Consider the following 17,440-nt stretch of genomic DNA (forward strand, 5'->3'; position numbering starts at 1 on the left):
AAATTTGAGGACGCTACGACACGCGGTACCACCTCAATTGCAACAATGCTTGTTACCTCTTGATTATCTTAATTAGTGCTAAGGAGCATCTTTTAATTAGTAGTAGAACTTTCTCAGCATAAGGTTCCTCTCTTTGAACTACTTCATTAAAAAACATATCTTAATCAGAATTATTTTACTACTTACAGCATCCTTGTCAATGCTAAAAGCTACATAATTAAACCTTTTCAACATTAATTATTGGCACTTTGATCCACATCAAATAATCCCTGATAGGTAAACCGATCATTATCATAAGTAAAGCGCAGCACACAACAATTAGGCATATCAGTAATTTGCTTAGCAATTTCCTCAAAAGGCAGCCAAGCCGCTAAAAACATTAGAATTGCAGCACCATGACTCACAATTAAAACTCGCTGATGATCTGGCTTAGCCATGATCTTACTTATTGTCTGGTTGACACGCTCCATAACCTGCTTAGCAGATTCGCCACCATAATCCACAAAAAAATCTGCTTCAGCAGGATCTTTAAAATTAAACTTTGGTAATAATCGCTCATCTTGAGCTTCAAATAAACCAAAGTCCCATTCTTTAAGTCCTTTCAATCTAGTATAAGGCTGCTTAGTCACCACTTCCAAGGTATCGCTAGCTCGCTCTTGAGTAGACGTGTAGGCGTGATCAAAAGTTACCCCTTGCTTTTGAAAAAACTGCCCCACTCTTTTGGCTTTAGCAATTCCGTCTTTAGTCAAGGGAGAATCCACGGCTCCCTGCACTAACTGCCTCTTATTAAAGATTGTTTCCCCATGGCGCATTAGATAAAGTTCTTGCATTCTTAACCCTTCTTAATCTAAATACATATTTATGCTACTTATAAAAATCATCAAAAACCGTAATTGGCAAATGACGCTTGTGTTCACTTTTACGCCATAATGATTCTATCTTTTCCGCAGCAACGCTTGCTACTTCCTTACCCTCTAAATAGTCATCAATCTCCTGATAGGTAACTCCCAGCGCCTGTTCGTCTGGTAAGGCTGGACGATTTTCTTCTAAATCAGCAGTTGGCGCTTTTAAATAAAGCTGCTCAGGGCACCCTAATTCTTTTAGCAACTGCTTACCTTGGCGCTTATCTAAGCGAAATAACGGCGTTACATCAGCCGCACCATCGCCATATTTGGTATAAAAACCACTGAAATTTTCAGCTGCATGATCAGTCCCAACGACTGCACCCTGGTTGGCGCCTGCAATGGCGTACTGCACAAGCATCCGTTCACGTGCCTTAAGATTACCCTTATTAAAGTCATTAATTGTTTGCCCAGCCGCACTCAGACTAGCAACAGCTGCATCAACTCCTGGCTTAATATTCACAATTAGGTCTTGATCAGGTCTTTGAAAAGCCACAGCATCAGCTGCATCTTGGGCATCAGCCTGCTCACCATATGGCAAACGCACTGCGATATATTGGTAAGTCTGATCACCAGTTTCTTTACGTAATTCTGCAATCGCCAGTTGGGTTAACTTACCAGCTAAAGTAGAATCCTGGCCACCAGAAATCCCCAAAACGTAAGTCTTTAATCCTAGATTAGCTAACAAATAGCCTTTTAAAAAGTCAATTGAACGCCGAATTTCTACTTGTGGATCAATTTTTGGTAGAACATGTTCATAAGTAATAATCTCTTTTTGTAGTGGTCTCATTAACTATCCCTTTCAATCAATGTTTGATAAACCTGCATAATAGCAGTTAATTGCTTTTCTAATGAAAAATTGCTAGCAACATAACTCTTTTCAGTTTGGGCCATCTGAACAAGCTGTTTGGGCGGTGTTGCTATTGCCGCCTTAAGAGCAGCCGTAATTGAAGCAACATCACCAATTTGGGCAACAAACCCGTGCTTTTGATCAGGAATCATCATTTCAATATCACCAACGTTAGTTGATAATAATGGCAACAAATTATCACTTGCTTCAAGTAAAACTAACGGAAAACTTTCAGAATATGAGGTTAAAACCGCTAAATTCATTCGCCGATATAAATTCTTCAATTGCTTCTGGGTCATAAAGCCTTGAAAAGTTACTTGTGGACCCAAAGATAGCTTTTGCGTTAGTTCCTTTAAACTAGCTAATTGAGAACCATCCCCAGCAATATATAAATGAACATTGGCATTGTCTAATTGCTTAAGTGCCTTAAGCAATAATTCTTGTCCCTTAACTTTTTCGGCACGAGCCACATTAACGATATTAAAATGTTCATGGTCATACTTAGCTGGAATTTCATCATCATTATGGAAAAAAATCCCGTTATAAATTACGTGAATTTTGGCAGCAGGAAGCTGCGCCTTTTTTATTAACAACTGGGCAAAGTTCTGAGTTACTGCAAAAATGCAATCTGCTTTTTTTAAAGCATGTAGATTTGCCTTAGTAAATAGCTTGCCCAAAATTCCACGACCAGCAAAATCTAAATATGGGTCTGAATGGACGGTTACACACCAAACAGCACTGATTCTGCGTTTAATTAGCGACAAAAATAAATTTGCTCGTGCGCCATGAGTATGCACGATATCATAATTGCCCTCATTAATAAAGTTGACTAGTTGCCGCAAACTAGTTAGTGCGTAACGACTATTAATCCCCAAAACTTGTACATTCAACTTAGCCTGCCGTGCTGCTTGCGCAACTGGGCCTTCAGCCAAACACAACAGAGTAAAATCCTGATCCTGCCTTTGTGCTTGCCTTAATAAATTGATGATGTGTGTTAAGCCACCACCCGATTCTAAACCAGCATTTACGTGTAACACTCTCATAACTTTTTGCGTTCCTTTTTAGACTGGCGCACTTTACTAACAAATTTAGGCAAAACTAGCATTCGTTTAAAACGAGTCGGATTTTTAACTAAGCGATAAAACCATTCCAAATGATTTTTTTGCCAAAATTCTGGTGCACGCTTGACCATGCCAGAAAAAACATCGAAGCTACCGCCGACTCCCATCATTAATGCAGGTAGATCCTGGCGTCTGAGTAAAGCCAGAAGCTGTTCTTGACGCGGCGAACCCAAAGCTGCAAAAACTAAATCTGGTTTAGTTTTTGCTATTTGATAAGCTACAACTTCTAAATCTTCGCTAAAATAGCCATCTCTAGCACCAACTAATTGAATCTGCTTATAATCACGAGCAACCTTCGCTTTAACAGCTTGGATTACCTCTGGCTTAGCTCCAATCAAAAAAACCCGTAATTTGCACTGATTGGCTCGCTGCATCAACCAAGCAAATAAATCATAACCAGTAACCCGCTGTTTTAATGGCGTTCCCAGCATCTGCGCAGCCTTAACTATCCCAATACCATCTGGAGTAATGTAATCCGCATCTGAGTGTAAGATTTTCATGAACTCAGGATTTTCGTTGGCTGTCATGACAATTTCTGGATTAGCGGTTACTATCAAAGTTGACTGATGAGCATCTATCCGTTTAACTAATTCATTTTTAAATTGTTCAAAATTTTTATTATCAAAATTAACACCTAGAACTGCTACTTTATCCATCGCCAACTCCTCTATGTAACTCTCCCCTTTATTTTAGCAAATAATCAGACATTACGGGATAAGTTTTACATTTTCAACTATAAATATGATACTATTAATTCGTCAAATAATAGGAGCCAGCACAATGAAAAAAATTATTACATACGGAACTTTTGACCTGATTCACTATGGTCACATTCGCTTGCTCAAACGGGCAAAAGAATTGGGTGACTATTTAATCGTCGGTTTATCAACAGATGAATTCAATGAATTTCAAAAGCATAAAGAATCTTATAATAGTTATCAAGAACGCAAATGTATTCTTGAGGCGATTCGCTATGTTGATGAGGTTATCCCTGAAAAAGACTGGAATCAAAAGATAACGGATATTAAAAAATATCAAATTGATACTTTCGTTATGGGGAATGATTGGCAAGGTAAATTCGACTTCTTAAAACCATATTGCCAAGTCGTCTATCTACCAAGAACCCCTGGAATTTCAACTAGTAAAATTAAAAAAGATTTACACTAAAAAAACTATGAATCAGCTTCAAACTGGTTCATAGTTTTATTTTATTTAGAAAAAGTAAATTCAAACCGGTCCGCTACATAGCTGGCCCGTGTATATTCAAACGGAACTCCCGTTGACAGTTCGGTCACCTGCAAACGCGTAATTAATGGTTCACCCTTTTTGGCTTTAAGTAGTCTAGCCGTATTTTCATTTGCTACGGCGGCTGAGATATGCTCAGTTACCCGACCAATCTGATAATTATTTTGTTCAAGCGTGCGATACAAATGCGTCGAAATATCTGCTTTCGACATCTTAGCAATTAAGTTATGAGGAATGGTTACTACTTCATAACAAATTGGCACTTCATCAGCGTAACGAATTCGCTCCATACGCAAAATTTCTGCATCATCTGCTAAATTTAAGCGTTCCTTTTCTGACAATGATGGCTTACCAACTTGATAAGAGATTAGCTTACTTGATGGAACTTGACCATTGGCATGAGTAATCTCAGTAAAAGACATAATTCCCGACATTTTTTCTTGCACTTTGCGACTGGCTACATATGTGCCACTACCCAAACGTCGTTCTAAAATCCCTTCATCTTCCAGAGTTTTAATCGCTTGGCGTAGCGTCATACGTGACACGCCAAATTTTAGCGAAAGCTGTCGTTCAGACGGTATTTTGCTACCTACTTGATAAACATGGTTCTCAATGTCACGTTTAATTTGATTATGGATTTTAATGTACATTGGTTCTTCCATCAGTCCACCTCCGAATATGTCCTTTTATTATAAGCCAAATTGGTCTATCTTGCATAAGTTAAACTAACTTAATTCTCAATCACTATTTTTTCTTAGCGGTCCATGGCAATCCTAAAATTTTAACTTGCGACTTAGGACTACATTCCACAGTTACCGATTCATCACTACTTGCCACAACGTTGAGTCGCATTTGCGCCTCATTTTGAACAGCTAGCTCAGCCCCATTCGAATTAAAAACCACATCATGTCCTTGCAACTTAGCATGATCACTTAGTGCTAAAAAATATTGATATTCTAAACCACCATTAAAAGTAACTCTTTGTGCAAGACATTCAGCATTATCTTGAAAATCTGCGTGGTTTTGCACTACTGAACTGATTATGGTTACTTGCGATTTATCAACGGCAATCAGCCGATTGAATTGACTATTTTGAATAATTACATGTGGCTGCTTATCTAAGTAAATGCCACCCTCAAAGTTGCTATCGATAATGTTAACCCAAGATTCATCAGTGATATAGATGCAAGCATCATCATCAGACAATAATTTACTCCCTAGCATATTGAGCCAAGTCTGCCCCTGCAAAACAATAGTATCTGCAACGGAGTTATTTAGATCTAATTCCGCATTAGTTTTAACAAAAGTATCAATACTGCCATGAATCCGGGAATTGTTAATAATCGCAGTTCCGCGACCTTCAAGAGCTAACACACCAAATTCCTCAGCCACATTTTCAATACTAGAATCGTTCATTTCCAACCGAAAATCTGCATCAGCAAATAGTGACACTGAACCATTTAAGATTCTAGTAGAATACAATTCCAGAGTAATCTTGCCATTAGCAGCAATCGCAGCTGTATCTGAACCATAACCCTTAATGACACAATTGCGCAGACTTAAATAAGTATTAGCTTCAGCAGGAACAAACAAACTATTGTTATCCTGATTAGTATTAATACACAAATTCTCCAAACTAACAAATCGACTATCACTAGCCACATTAAGATAACCTAAGATAGTAGTATCTTCCGGCAGCCCTCCAGTTCCCTTAAAGGTAACGTCTGCCAAAGTAAGGCCCTGTGGCAATTCATAAAAACCAGGTTCTAAAAAGACTACATCATCTGCTCGCAAGTCCTTAAGTGCTTCATGCCAGCTAGTTTCACCACTGCCAGCTCCTACCCTAATTAGTCTTGGCATAAAATTCCTTCCTAAAATGAAAATAAACTAGCTTTAAACTATATTATTCTTCGAAATAAAAATCTAATCAAGATTAATAAATGCAAAAGAAAAAGACAACCTAACTCGCGTTGTCTTTTCCTACAGTTATATTGGGTTAGCTGGATTCGAACCAGCGCATACTAGTACCAAAAACTAGTGCCTTACCGCTTGGCTATAACCCATTAATAATGGAGGAGGGTGGATTCGAACCGCCGAACTCAGAGAGAGCGGTTTTACAGACCGCCGCGTTTAGCCACTTCGCTACTCCTCCGTTACGCACGTTAATTATAATACAGAAAAACGTGCGCAATTGCAAGTAAAAATTACAATTCTACTTTTTCTACTCAAAGTCAAGTATATCAAGGTATTAAATCATAATTCTTGTAGTCCGTCATTAGAATTATCTTTAAGTAGATTAAACTTAGATAATATGTTGTAACCCAAATAAGCTTAGTCCAATTGCATTTTTGAACTAAGCTGTTATAGTAATCTTATGATCAATTGGTTTTAGTTAAAGCCCTGTTTATTTTTGACTACGCTATAATCATATAATTGATCATGCACAATCAAATAGTAGACAGTCCGTGTTAGTTTGTGGACTGCTGCGATGGCGATCTTCTTGAAGTTTCTACTTTGAGAAGATCGTTTTTTCTTTTTCGTAATAATCGGCAATGTGACAAGGCTCAGAATATCTTACTGAATCCATTTGTCCAATCGTACGGTAGAGAATCTTACGACCAATGGGATTGCCACGTTTACTAATATGATCAGTCAATTCCATTTCGCCCGACTGGTAATGACGTAAGTCTAAACCAACAAAGGCATTTAAGGCATTAGGATTACGAAAACGTCTGATATCGCCTAATTCACCTAATAATCTAACTGCGGTAATTTGTGAAATACCTGGAATACTTTCAAGAATTTTTAGATCACGGTTGGGTAATTTACTAGCTAAGTCAGACATCTTTTGAATGACATTTTCACGCTCTTTAGTTAGTTTGGTTAGTCGTTGAGCATAATATCTAGCTTGTTCAACTTCAAAAGCAGCTTTATCAACTGCTGGATAAGCTGTGTCAGCCAGTTCAAGTAAGTTAGTTGCCAACTTATTTGCACGCTGCTTACCAATACCATGGAAGCTTAAAAAATACTGCATAACTCCTTCGTAACCTAAATTTTTAACGATTTGTGGATGCGTAAAAGTTTGGACATAGCGCCAATAATTCGTACCGTCAGGATGACTAGTTAAGGTTTCTAGCTCAGGAAAAGTAAACTGTAATACGCGGTGTAACCGGTTCTTAGCTGAAACCAAATCATGAGTTAATTGCTCATAAAAACGACTCATGGCACCTAACTGCTTATAGTTAGGGTCTTGTAGATAAGTTGGTCCGCGATGATAAATAAACTGTGAGTAAGCTAAATCTTTAGCATCGCGGCGATCAGTTTTATTGCGTCTAAATTGATCTAATTGCTGTTTGGCTTTAAGTGGGTTAAGCATAGTGTAGCGATAATGATATTGGTTAAGAAAAGCCTGCAATCTGCAAGAATAAACCCCAGTTGCTTCAAAGACAATCTGTGGTTGTTGGTGATAAAATTCTAATTCATCAAGTAGCTGCTGAAAACCAATGGCATCATTGGTGATATTAAACTGTTTAATGACTTGCTTATTAAGCATGATACAAACAGCAGATTTACGACTGCTCACGTCAATTCCCACTACAACTAAATTATTCATCTTCAAATACCTCCAACTAACTTAATTGTGCAGGGTAGAAGTTACAAGCTAAACTATATCTAATTTTCTATACCGGACATCAAGTGCCAACATACTACGAAGAGATTTAAGTTTAACTGATGAAGCTGTCAGTTTTATTTAGGGCGTCAAGTACTAGGTACAAGCGTCAAAAGTAACTAGGGCATATTAACTTCAACCCTGCTTCAATTTTAAAACAAAGAAAAAGCAGTGAATCAATATTCCGTCGAATATTGACCCACTACTAGGTTAGTATGTTTTATTTTCTTTGACGTACTTTTCTAACCGTTTTAGACCTTCTTCAATCTGATCTAAAGCTACTGCATAAGAGAACCTAACATAGCCTGCCCCACCTTTGTCAAAGCAAGAACCTGCAGTAACGGCAACATGAGCCTTATCAACTAAATCATAAATAAATTTATTATCATCTTGTTCTAAGCCAGCCGGAATTTTGGCAAAAATGTAAAAGGCACCATTAGGCTTAACACAGTCAAATCCTAATTTAGTTAGACCATTATACAAAATATCACGGCGCTTCTGGAATTCAGCTTTCATCGGTTGGGCATCATCCATGCCATTTTTAAAAGCCTCTTCAGCAGCATCTTGCATTGGTGTAGGTTCAGTTGTTACCACTGCCTGATGGACTTTAGCAATTTGTTCCAAAATTTCTTTAGGAGCACAAGTTATTCCAATCCGATAACCTGTCATTGCCCAAGCTTTTGACACACCATTCATTAAAATGACTTGATCATGTAGTGATTTTTCCATTGAAGCATGTGGTTGATCATAATTAAGTTCGCTATAAATCTCGTCGCATAAAGCAAAGATCGGTTTATCACGAATCACATCTGCCAAGGCATCAAGCTCTGCTTGGCTATACATTACCCCAGTTGGATTAGTTGGATAGTTCATTACCAGTAATCGAACTCGATCACCATATTGTTCCAATACCTGTTGTAATTTTTCTGGCGTCAACTTGAAGTTATCAGTAGAGGTATCAATCTCCACAATTTCAGCTCCGGAATTAAGAATCCCCAAGTCTCCCATATACATTGAAAATAATGGTGTCGGCACAACCATCACATCTCCAGGATTAAGCGTGGCAACTACCGTATCAAAAATCGATTCAGTCACGCCAGTGGTAACCAATACTTCGGTTGCTGGGTCATACTTTTGACCGTATTTTTTAGCCAAAAACTCACTAGCAGCAGTCCGCAGACCCATTGTCCCGTTAGAAGGAGCATAGTGAGAATGATTATCATCAATTCCTTTTTTAGCAGCTTCCTTAATGTGATCTGGCGTATTAAAGTCTGGTTCACCCAAAGTAAACTTTACTACATCAGGAATTTTACTGGCATAATCTGAAAATTTCAAAATTGGATTTGAAGGAGCATCAGCTAAGCCTTTTTTCATGTAATTAATTAATTCAACCATTTTATTCACCGAACTTTCTTTATTAGTTTAGTAAATTATACAATTAATAACGTAATTTTTCTACCAGTATTTTTTAATTTTTAACTAATAGTTTCTTTAACAGCATCAATAAAAATTGTTCTAACAAAAAAAGCTTTAAGCAATTAACTGCTTAAAACTTTTTTAATAATTATTCAGCTTGCGCTTGTTTTTGATACTTAGGTAGCTCACTTTCATCACAAAAGACAAAATGCCCTGGGACCACCTCTCTTAAGCGTTGATCTGTTGAGCGATTTTCAATACTAGCATCATATGACAATCGTTGACGCTGACGCTCAACTTCTGGATCAGGCAACGGAACTGCCGATAACAGACTTTTAGTATATGGATGCAATGGATGATTGTACACAATATCCGCATCGCCTAATTCCATCAATTGTCCATGATGCATGACGGCAATTCGGTCGCTAATATATTTAACCATTGATAAGTCATGCGCGATAAATAAGTAAGTTAACTTATGTTGATCCTGGATATCCTTAAGTAAATTAACTACTTGGGCCTGAATTGACACATCCAGTGCCGAAATTGGTTCATCCGCAATAATAAATTTAGGATCGACTGCCAATGCACGGGCGATTCCAATTCTTTGCCGCTGCCCACCGGAAAATTCATGTGGATAACGGGTTGAATGATCCGGATTCAGTCCAACAATTTTTAATAATTCTGCAACTCGCTGATCACGTTCATCGGCATCTTTAACTAATCCGTGAATATCAAGTCCTTCTGCAATAATATCCTTAACTTTCATACGCGGATCAAGTGAAGCATATGGGTCTTGGAAAATCATTTGCACATTTTGCCGAAAATGCAACATTTCTTGACCACGGTTTTTGATCCTGCTAATATCTTGACCGTCATAAATAATTTTGCCAGAAGTCGGATTATATAAGCGAATAATACTACGACCAGTAGTACTCTTACCCGAGCCAGATTCACCTACTAAGCCAAAAGTCTCACCTTCGTAAATATCAAAGCTAACATCATCAACTGCACGTACCTCATTAGGTTTACCATGATTAAAATATTGTTTTAAATGCTGCACTTGTAAAATTTTTTTACGTTCATTCATTTGCGTAAGCCTCCTGAAGCAGTTTTAGTTAAGTGTTCATACTCTTTGGCACGCTCAATAATCGCCTTAGGTGGTTCAACTTTAGGTGCATCTGGATGCAGTAACCAAGTTGCTGCAAAATGGGTATCACTAACTTTAAAAAATGGTGGCTGCGCTTCCAGATCGATCTGCATTGCATACGGGTTACGCGGTGCAAATGCATCTCCTTTAGGTGGATCCAATAAGTCTGGTGGCGTTCCGGGAATAGAAGATAATTTACTACCTTTAATATCTAGCGTTGGCATTGAACTCAATAATCCCCAAGTATATGGATGTTTAGGTTGATAAAAAATTTCATCAACTGTACCAACCTCTACGATTTTTCCAGCATACATTACAGCTACTCGATCAGCAATTCCAGCCACTACTCCCAGATCGTGAGTGATAAAAATGATCGACGTTTCCAATCTCTTTTGTAAATCACGCATTAAATCAATAATCTGTGCCTGTACCGTGACGTCTAACGCCGTGGTCGGCTCATCAGCAATCAGAATTTCTGGATTATTGACAATTGCAATTGCGATCACAATTCTTTGCCGCTGCCCACCAGAAAATTGGTGGGGAAAATCTTTCATTCGCTTCTCGGCATCAGGAATCCCAACTAATTCTAAAACTTCTTGTGCACGTTTTAACGCTTTTTCCTTGGAAATCTTATTATGAATCATTAACGGTTCAGCTACTTGACGACCAATATTCATAGTTGGATCAAGCGAAGTCATTGGATCTTGAAAAATCATCGAAATATCGTTTCCGCGATGATCGTCCATTTCTCTGTCAGACTCTTTTAACAAATCCTTGCCCTTAAATAAAATTTCACCCTGTTCAATTACCGCATTTGCAGCCAGCAAGCCCATAATACTCCGAGTAGTTACCGATTTACCTGAACCAGATTCACCCACAATTGCTAGGGTTTCACCTTTTTTAAGAGTGAAACTAATATCGCGAATCGCTTGGACTGTTCCAGCAAAAGTTTTGAAATTAATTTTTAGATGATTAATTTCTAAGATATTATTTGACATTAAACTAACGCCTCCCTATTCAGATTTTGGATCAAATGCATCACGCAAACCATCAGCAAAGAGGTTAAACGCAATCATCAAGACACATAATACGATTGCCGGATACCACATCTGATAAGGTAAAAAGCGAAAGGCCTTTTGTCCATCAGATAATAACGTCCCTAAAGACGCGTTAGGTGCAGGAATCCCGATCCCAATGAAGCTTAAGAAGGCCTCAAAGAAGATCGCGTTAGGAATCGAGAACATCGTTTGAATAATAATGGTCGATGAAAGATTCGGTATCAAATGCTTTAGCGCAATCTTAAACGAAGATTCTCCAAGTGTTAATGAAGCCAAAACATACTCTTGTTCCTTGAGTTGCAACGTTTGCGCTCGGATTAACCGGGCCATTGTTACCCAGCTACTAAAAGCAATCGCAATAATAATTGATGATAAACCAGGCTTTAAGACTAGGAGCAATAAAATTACCACAATTAAGTTTGGTACCGACGAAATGATTTCAATAATCCGCTGCATAAAGGTGTCAACTTTTCCACCTTTCCACCCGGAAATGATTCCATAGGGCAGTCCAATTAGTAAGTCAACCAATGTTGCAACAAAAGCGATAATTAGCGATAATCTAGTTCCGTATAATACCCGTGAAAATAGGTCACGCCCTAAATAGTCCGTTCCTAGTAGATAAGTCCGATTTTTAGGAACATTATTAGCTTCATAAGGATGGGTTACAATACCTGCCGCATTTTTAATTTCACCGCGAAAGCCGGGAATATTAGTATTGGCAATCCGCGGCGGCAAATTAGCGTAATCTGCATTCTGAGTATTAGGATCATTGGGAGCCAAAATCGGTGAACAAAATGCCACGACTGCAATAATTACTAAGACGAAAAAGGAAACTACCGCCACCTTATTTTTACGTAAGCGGCGAACAGCATCTTGAAAGAAGGTTAAAGATGGAGCGCTGATTTTTTCCTGATTAGCAGATTGATCACCAGCAATTTTCTCAAAACTTTTAGCTGTAATCTTCACATCTTCCATTTAATTATCCTCCTTGTCAGTCAATCTAATTCGTGGATCAATAATGCCGTATAAAATATCAGTAATTAACAGCATGATCATAAATAGCAGTGCATAAAAAATTGTTAGCCCCATGATCGTCGGATAATCGTTGGTCATGATCGACTTAACAAACTGTTCCCCGATTCCTGGGATCGAAAAGATATTTTCGACTACCATAGAACCAGTTAAAATACTGGCAGTTAGTGGTCCCAAAATCGTAATTACGGGGATTAACGAATTGCGTAGCGTGTGCTTGACCACAGTCTGCCAACGCGTATTTCCTTTAGCCTTAGACAACTCAATATAATCGCTATTCAACACATCAACCATTTCTGTACGCATAAACCGTGCCGTCTGAGCAAGCGGCGATACTGCAAGGGCCAATGATGGCAAAATACTGGATTCCCAACCGTTCCAAAGAGCAATCGGAAACATATGCCATTTGAAGGCTAGGAAAAATTGTAGTAAAACTCCTAACACAAAGCTGGGAACAGAAATCCCCACAATCGAGACAAAGGTTGCCAGTGTATCAATCCAATTATTTTTATTAATTGCCGCAACTGCTCCTAACAGAATTCCTAAGATTGAACCCAGAATCATTGCCTGGGAACCGATTAATAACGATGGTTTTAATCTTGAAATAATTAATTGCAGTACCGGTTGGTTATTAAATTGGAAAGAAGTCCCAAAATCTCCATGCAACATATTACCCAAATAGATTAAATATTGTTCCCAAATCGGTTTATTTAAACCGTACTGGTCATTCATGATTTTTAATTGGGCTGCCGATAATTTTTCTTGATTAGAAAATGGTGTCCCTGGCATTAATTTCATCATAAAGAAAGTGACACTTGCCACAATAAACAAAGTTAAAATCATGTAGCCGAGGCGTTTTAAAACATATTTCCACATTTGTTAGCCGACTCCTTATCAAATAAAACAAAAACGAAGTCCAGAATTAACTGATAACTCCGCTTTCGTTTTAACATTTTTTATTTATTTGTTAACTCGCACTGAAACCATGTTATAACTACCATTTGGTGATAAGGTCATGTTCTTAACCTTTGACTTGGTCATATGTGCTTCACCTACTTGATAAAGTGGTACGACACCCTGTTCCTTATTCAGAACATCTTGAGCTTCCTTCATATCTTGCCAACGTTTACTTGGATCATTAGCATCTTGCGTCATGCTCTTGTCAACTAAATCATCAAACTTAGAATTCTTCCATTTACCAAAGTTGTAACTAGCCTTTGACGTCATTAATGTTAAGAAGTTAATTGGGTCAGGGAAATCAGCATTCCAAGCAGTAACTACCATATCGAAGTCACCACTGTCTGAACGACTTAAACGAGTCTTAAATGGAACATTATTAAGAGTAACCTTCAGTCCTGGTAGTTCTTCTAATTGATTTTGCAGAAACTCATCGAGCTTCTTAGCAGCATCTGTATCATCACCTAACATAGCAAAATTAAATTTTTTGCCAGTATTACCAGTTTCAGCTAAGCCTTGCTTCCATAGCTTTTTGGCTTCTTTAGGATCATATTTAGCGTATTCAGCTGCACTAGCCTTAGTTTCATCAACAAAGTCTTTTGACTTATCTGTTGGATTAGTCGCCATGTTTCTTGGCATAAACGAATCAGCAGGTTGACTACCGTCTCCTAAGACCTTCTTAGTCATTTGCGGACGATTGATTGATAACGAAATTGCCTGACGAATCTTCTTATTCTTAAAGAGTGGTTGTCTCTTCAAATTTGGCGCGATATAGAAAGTTGAATTCATTTTTCGTGAATTGTAACCCTTTGAACCACGCATCTGCTTAGCATTATCACCAGTAATGATGACATCATCTAACTTGTTAGATTGATATAAGTTCAGAGCAGTCGTTGGATCTTTAACAACTTGATATTGTAATTTCTTAACTTTAACGTTCTTAGCATTCCAGTAGTCCTTGTTCTTAACTTCATTCCAAGTATTATCTGTGCCATCCCAGTTAACTAACTTGTAAGGTCCGTTAAAGACCAAGGTCTTAGAATTAGTACCGTATTTCTTACCCCATTTTTCTACTACTTTTTGATTCTGTGGGAAGTAGAAGGCACAGGTCATTAACTTATTGAAGTATGGAATTGGCTTTTCTAAAGTAACTTGCAAAGTATGCTTGTCTACTGCCTTAACTCCTAAAGTCTTAGCTGACTTCTTACCAGCAGTAATGTCTTTAGCATTGGCAATCCCTTCATAAATATAAGCGTATTGTGACTTAGTCTTAGGGTCAACCGTGCGCCGCCATGCAAAAACAAAATCGTCAGCTGTTACTGGATCCCCATTGCTCCATTTGGTATCACGCAATGGAAAAGTATAAGTCAAACCATTATTAGTTGGCTTAACTACCTTAGTAGCAATTCCTGGCTTAATCGTCTTGCCTTCATAACGATATAATCCTTCCATGGTATTAGTCGCAGCCTGTGAACCAATTACATCAGTATTCAAAGATGAATCCATTGTTGCAATGACATCTTTGGTCATAATCTTAACCGTACTTGACGGTGCCTTTGATTTTGACGAGTCGCTGCTCTTATTGCCGCAACCAGCTAACACAAAAGTACTCAGTAAAGCTGTTGCTCCCAGAGCAAGCAATTTTTTAACTTTCATTTATAACTCTCCCTCAATCTATATTCTAATACTTTTGTTATAGTTTACATTGTTGTACATTAAAAGTAAATATGTTTTATATGAAAATGTAACGCAATTATAGAGGGACTTTCTGAAAATATTGTTTATTTTTGGATATCATTGTAAATTATAAGGTGGTGAAAATACTATAATATCAATAATTATTTGCTTTCGGCTTAAAAATAACGTTATCAATACTACTTTAAATAGCTAAAATATTTTCAATTAAAAATAACAGTTGATTTTTTAATTTAAACAAAAAACCACAAACTTAGTTGTCCTAAATTTGAGGTTTTTCTTAATTTAATTAACAAAATAACTTACTTAAAGTTACTTAATTTAACATAACCACCATGGCTTAATATCCCATATTTTTTATTCTTAATGGTCTTGGTGCCATAAGTTTTGACTAGGGATTTTTTCCGTAGTACTTTTTTACCTAGCCTTTTACCGTTTTGGTCATAAATATAAGCATTATGGGTTAGCCTGGCTTCAATACCAGCAAAATTACTTACTCGAAGATACTGGTCATTGCCTAAAGTGTAGTATTTTTTTCCATTAATAGTCTTAGTACCTAAAACCATAACAGATTGATTCTTCCTAATTACCTTCTTACCAATCCGTTTTCCGTGTTGGTTATAAACGTAGGCATTATGCTTCAGTTTTTTCTCAGTAGCAACAGGAAGCGGCTTGTCAGGAGTAGGAGTTTCTGGTTCAGCTGGAGTTGGTGGTTCTGGAACAGGAACTTGAACTGGATCAGCTTTAGCAATCTTAATTGGCAAATTCTTCTTAGTGCCATCACCATAGCTAATTTTAATAACAGCATTGCCTAATTGATCAATGCTAGTTTCTCTCATATCAGGATCTAGATTACCCGCCATATCTAATACAGCGCCACCATCAACTAACTGGTAATCTTTAGTCATTGCTTTATTAGGAAGCCAACTCACTTCAACAATTGTATTATTACCATTATGAGTATAGTCGACTAATCCTTTTAATTCCGCTGTGGTCTTGAGCGAATTATCCGTTATATCAACAAAGCCAACAATCTCGTCTACAGCTTCATTTATCTTTGATTGTCCAGTTGTAACAGTAATTCTTTTGCCTGAAGCTTGATAGCGCTCATTATCTAATAAACGAGTAATGATATAACTCTCCTTAACAGGAACTTGAGCTAAATCACCACCATATAAAGCTTGTAATTCATCAGTTGTATACGAACTGCCACTTGGCAAGGTTGGAGTCCCAGTACCTACGGCTTTAATCCCCGTCGCCATCGTCGCAATGCCAGCATTGGTATCAAATTTAGTCCGACCTAAAGTTAGAACAAATCGCCCTTTATTGCCCGTTTCCCAAAGCATCCTATCCATCTTACCTAGTGCTTGATCAGTTACAAAATTACTAATATCTAGGTCAGTCAACCCACTATTATCGCTAAACATCGCGGTAAAGTTAGTAACCTTGCTAGTATCAAAGCTTCCCACATTAAGTGATTTCAAACTAGCATCATTATAGAACATATATTTCATATCAGTAACATTACTGGTATTAAAACTAGCTAAGTCGAGCTTTTCCAGTTTCGTTGCACCAGCAAAAAGATAACTCATATCTGTCATTTGACTAGTATCTAGCTGATCGGTACCACTAATTGTTCTGAGACTGGTCAACCCACCAAATTTACCTTGACTAATCTTGGCTGCACTGTGAGGACTGTTTTGATTAATTTGATCAATTAAATCGTCTAGCAAACCTCGTCCTTTTACTGAAGTCTGTTCAGGATCAACTAAAGAAATTTTGTCCTTAATCACAATTTCTTGAATCGATTTAGCAATTTCAATCCCTAAAAGCTTGCTTAATGAATTGCCAGAAAGCTCGTTACCCTTGGCAGTAGCACTAATTGTTAGTGTCTGGTTTTGGGCATCATAACTCAACGTGGCCTGCCCATCCTGCACTACTTTATCTTGAACAGCAGAATTTTTATTTGCTAAAACAGGAGTCGCTTTGACCTCACTACTGATTAAAGCGCCACTTGCCACACTGCTAACCATTGCAACGCCAAATAATGCTTGACGTGTAATCTTCGACATCTTGTTGGTCTTACTGTATTTAGTAAAATTAATTTTTATTTACCTCCAGGAATATTAAAAATAGTAAGACCCGATGAATTATATCAAGTTTTTTGCTAAGTACAAGTTGAATAACAAATTCTACCTGATTGATTCTCATGTAAGCATGATGAATACTAACACACTACCAAATAAAATAATTTTCAAGGAATTCTTTCTAGTCATAATTAAATTTGCATTTGTTTTATGATTCAAATAAACTAGCTTTTATAACAAAAATGCTATAATAAAAG

The 17,440-nt window shown here is 37.5% G+C and carries 14 protein-coding genes, 2 tRNA genes and 1 pseudogene; 1 reads left to right on the plus strand and 16 read right to left on the minus strand.

The genetic code is table 11. The features are described 5' to 3' along the window. Window positions 1-233: 233 nt before the first annotated feature. Genes OZX56_RS07295 through OZX56_RS07310 form a run of 4 tightly spaced genes read right to left on the minus strand, consistent with a single transcriptional unit; the run spans window position 234 to window position 3,529 of the window. Complete coding sequence (locus tag OZX56_RS07295) at window positions 234-830, minus strand: histidine phosphatase family protein (protein ID WP_277139418.1); 597 nt, start codon at window positions 828-830, stop codon at window positions 234-236. Window positions 831-864: 34 nt separating this feature from the next. Further along, on the minus strand, window positions 865-1,692 hold the full coding sequence (gene nadE, locus OZX56_RS07300; protein ID WP_277139419.1) for an ammonia-dependent NAD(+) synthetase: 828 nt from the start codon (window positions 1,690-1,692) through the stop codon (window positions 865-867). After that, window positions 1,692-2,795, minus strand: a complete 1,104-nt coding sequence (locus tag OZX56_RS07305) for a glycosyltransferase (protein ID WP_277139420.1) — start codon at window positions 2,793-2,795, stop codon at window positions 1,692-1,694. Before OZX56_RS07305 ends, nadE begins: the two co-directional genes overlap by 1 nt. Then, window positions 2,792-3,529 carry a WecB/TagA/CpsF family glycosyltransferase gene (locus tag OZX56_RS07310; RefSeq protein ID WP_277139421.1) on the minus strand — a complete coding sequence of 246 codons (738 nt, stop codon included), beginning with the start codon at window positions 3,527-3,529 and terminating at the stop codon, window positions 2,792-2,794. Before OZX56_RS07310 ends, OZX56_RS07305 begins: the two co-directional genes overlap by 4 nt. A gap of 124 nt (window positions 3,530-3,653) precedes the next feature. Between OZX56_RS07310 and tagD the strand changes: the two genes are divergently transcribed. Beyond that, window positions 3,654-4,040 carry a glycerol-3-phosphate cytidylyltransferase gene (tagD, locus tag OZX56_RS07315; protein WP_277125880.1) on the plus strand — a complete coding sequence of 129 codons (387 nt, stop codon included), beginning with the start codon at window positions 3,654-3,656 and terminating at the stop codon, window positions 4,038-4,040. Window positions 4,041-4,081: 41 nt separating this feature from the next. Here the strand turns inward: tagD and OZX56_RS07320 are convergent, their stop codons facing one another. The 12 genes and pseudogenes from OZX56_RS07320 to OZX56_RS07375 all read right to left on the minus strand — a co-directional run bounded on the left by OZX56_RS07320 (window position 4,082) and on the right by OZX56_RS07375 (window position 17,168). Then, window positions 4,082-4,780 carry a GntR family transcriptional regulator gene (locus tag OZX56_RS07320; protein WP_277125878.1) on the minus strand — a complete coding sequence of 233 codons (699 nt, stop codon included), beginning with the start codon at window positions 4,778-4,780 and terminating at the stop codon, window positions 4,082-4,084. Between the two features lie 82 nt (window positions 4,781-4,862). Beyond that, on the minus strand, window positions 4,863-5,978 hold the full coding sequence (locus tag OZX56_RS07325; RefSeq protein ID WP_277125877.1) for a hypothetical protein: 1,116 nt from the start codon (window positions 5,976-5,978) through the stop codon (window positions 4,863-4,865). Window positions 5,979-6,109: 131 nt separating this feature from the next. Further along, window positions 6,110-6,181, minus strand: a tRNA-Gln gene (locus OZX56_RS07330). Window positions 6,182-6,188: 7 nt separating this feature from the next. Next, window positions 6,189-6,270, minus strand: a tRNA-Tyr gene (locus OZX56_RS07335). 236 nt (window positions 6,271-6,506) lie between these two features. Continuing rightward, window positions 6,507-7,731: pseudogene (locus tag OZX56_RS07340) on the minus strand (IS110 family transposase). 267 nt (window positions 7,732-7,998) lie between these two features. Continuing rightward, a complete protein-coding gene (locus OZX56_RS07345) occupies window positions 7,999-9,183 on the minus strand; it encodes an aminotransferase class I/II-fold pyridoxal phosphate-dependent enzyme (RefSeq protein WP_277139422.1) in 1,185 nt (394 codons plus the stop codon). 169 nt (window positions 9,184-9,352) lie between these two features. Further along, window positions 9,353-10,294: an ATP-binding cassette domain-containing protein gene (locus OZX56_RS07350; RefSeq protein ID WP_277139423.1), complete on the minus strand. Its 942-nt coding sequence runs from the start codon at window positions 10,292-10,294 to the stop codon at window positions 9,353-9,355. After that, window positions 10,291-11,352, minus strand: coding sequence for an ABC transporter ATP-binding protein (locus OZX56_RS07355; protein ID WP_277139424.1), 1,062 nt, complete (start codon window positions 11,350-11,352; stop codon window positions 10,291-10,293). The genes OZX56_RS07350 and OZX56_RS07355 overlap by 4 nt, the downstream gene beginning before the upstream one ends. Window positions 11,353-11,367: 15 nt before the next feature. Then, the gene (locus OZX56_RS07360) at window positions 11,368-12,387 is read right to left on the minus strand and encodes an ABC transporter permease (RefSeq protein WP_277139425.1); all 1,020 of its coding nucleotides are present in this window, start codon (window positions 12,385-12,387) and stop codon (window positions 11,368-11,370) included. Continuing rightward, window positions 12,388-13,320, minus strand: a complete 933-nt coding sequence (gene opp3b, locus OZX56_RS07365) for an oligopeptide ABC transporter permease (RefSeq protein ID WP_277139426.1) — start codon at window positions 13,318-13,320, stop codon at window positions 12,388-12,390. Between the two features lie 84 nt (window positions 13,321-13,404). After that, on the minus strand, window positions 13,405-15,057 hold the full coding sequence (locus tag OZX56_RS07370) for a peptide ABC transporter substrate-binding protein (protein ID WP_277139427.1): 1,653 nt from the start codon (window positions 15,055-15,057) through the stop codon (window positions 13,405-13,407). Window positions 15,058-15,398: 341 nt separating this feature from the next. After that, window positions 15,399-17,168, minus strand: a complete 1,770-nt coding sequence (locus OZX56_RS07375) for an SLAP domain-containing protein (protein WP_277139428.1) — start codon at window positions 17,166-17,168, stop codon at window positions 15,399-15,401. Between the last annotated feature and the right edge of the window lie 272 nt (window positions 17,169-17,440).

It is taken from the genome of Lactobacillus sp. ESL0684 (assembly GCF_029392675.1).
Lineage (GTDB): Bacteria > Bacillota > Bacilli > Lactobacillales > Lactobacillaceae > Lactobacillus.

Excerpts from the sequence above, each read along its gene's own strand:
- OZX56_RS07295 (WP_277139418.1), bottom strand. The coding sequence starts at position 830 with ATGCAAGAACTTTATCTAATGCGCCATGGGGAAACAATCTTTAATAAG.
- nadE (WP_277139419.1), bottom strand. The coding sequence starts at position 1,692 with ATGAGACCACTACAAAAAGAGATTATTACTTATGAACATGTTCTACCA.
- OZX56_RS07305 (WP_277139420.1), bottom strand. The coding sequence starts at position 2,795 with ATGAGAGTGTTACACGTAAATGCTGGTTTAGAATCGGGTGGTGGCTTA.
- OZX56_RS07310 (WP_277139421.1), bottom strand. The coding sequence starts at position 3,529 with ATGGATAAAGTAGCAGTTCTAGGTGTTAATTTTGATAATAAAAATTTT.
- tagD (WP_277125880.1), top strand. The coding sequence starts at position 3,654 with ATGAAAAAAATTATTACATACGGAACTTTTGACCTGATTCACTATGGT.
- OZX56_RS07320 (WP_277125878.1), bottom strand. The coding sequence starts at position 4,780 with ATGGAAGAACCAATGTACATTAAAATCCATAATCAAATTAAACGTGAC.
- OZX56_RS07325 (WP_277125877.1), bottom strand. The coding sequence starts at position 5,978 with ATGCCAAGACTAATTAGGGTAGGAGCTGGCAGTGGTGAAACTAGCTGG.
- OZX56_RS07345 (WP_277139422.1), bottom strand. The coding sequence starts at position 9,183 with ATGGTTGAATTAATTAATTACATGAAAAAAGGCTTAGCTGATGCTCCT.
- OZX56_RS07350 (WP_277139423.1), bottom strand. The coding sequence starts at position 10,294 with ATGAATGAACGTAAAAAAATTTTACAAGTGCAGCATTTAAAACAATAT.
- OZX56_RS07355 (WP_277139424.1), bottom strand. The coding sequence starts at position 11,352 with ATGTCAAATAATATCTTAGAAATTAATCATCTAAAAATTAATTTCAAA.
- OZX56_RS07360 (WP_277139425.1), bottom strand. The coding sequence starts at position 12,387 with ATGGAAGATGTGAAGATTACAGCTAAAAGTTTTGAGAAAATTGCTGGT.
- opp3b (WP_277139426.1), bottom strand. The coding sequence starts at position 13,320 with ATGTGGAAATATGTTTTAAAACGCCTCGGCTACATGATTTTAACTTTG.
- OZX56_RS07370 (WP_277139427.1), bottom strand. The coding sequence starts at position 15,057 with ATGAAAGTTAAAAAATTGCTTGCTCTGGGAGCAACAGCTTTACTGAGT.
- OZX56_RS07375 (WP_277139428.1), bottom strand. The coding sequence starts at position 17,168 with ATGTCGAAGATTACACGTCAAGCATTATTTGGCGTTGCAATGGTTAGC.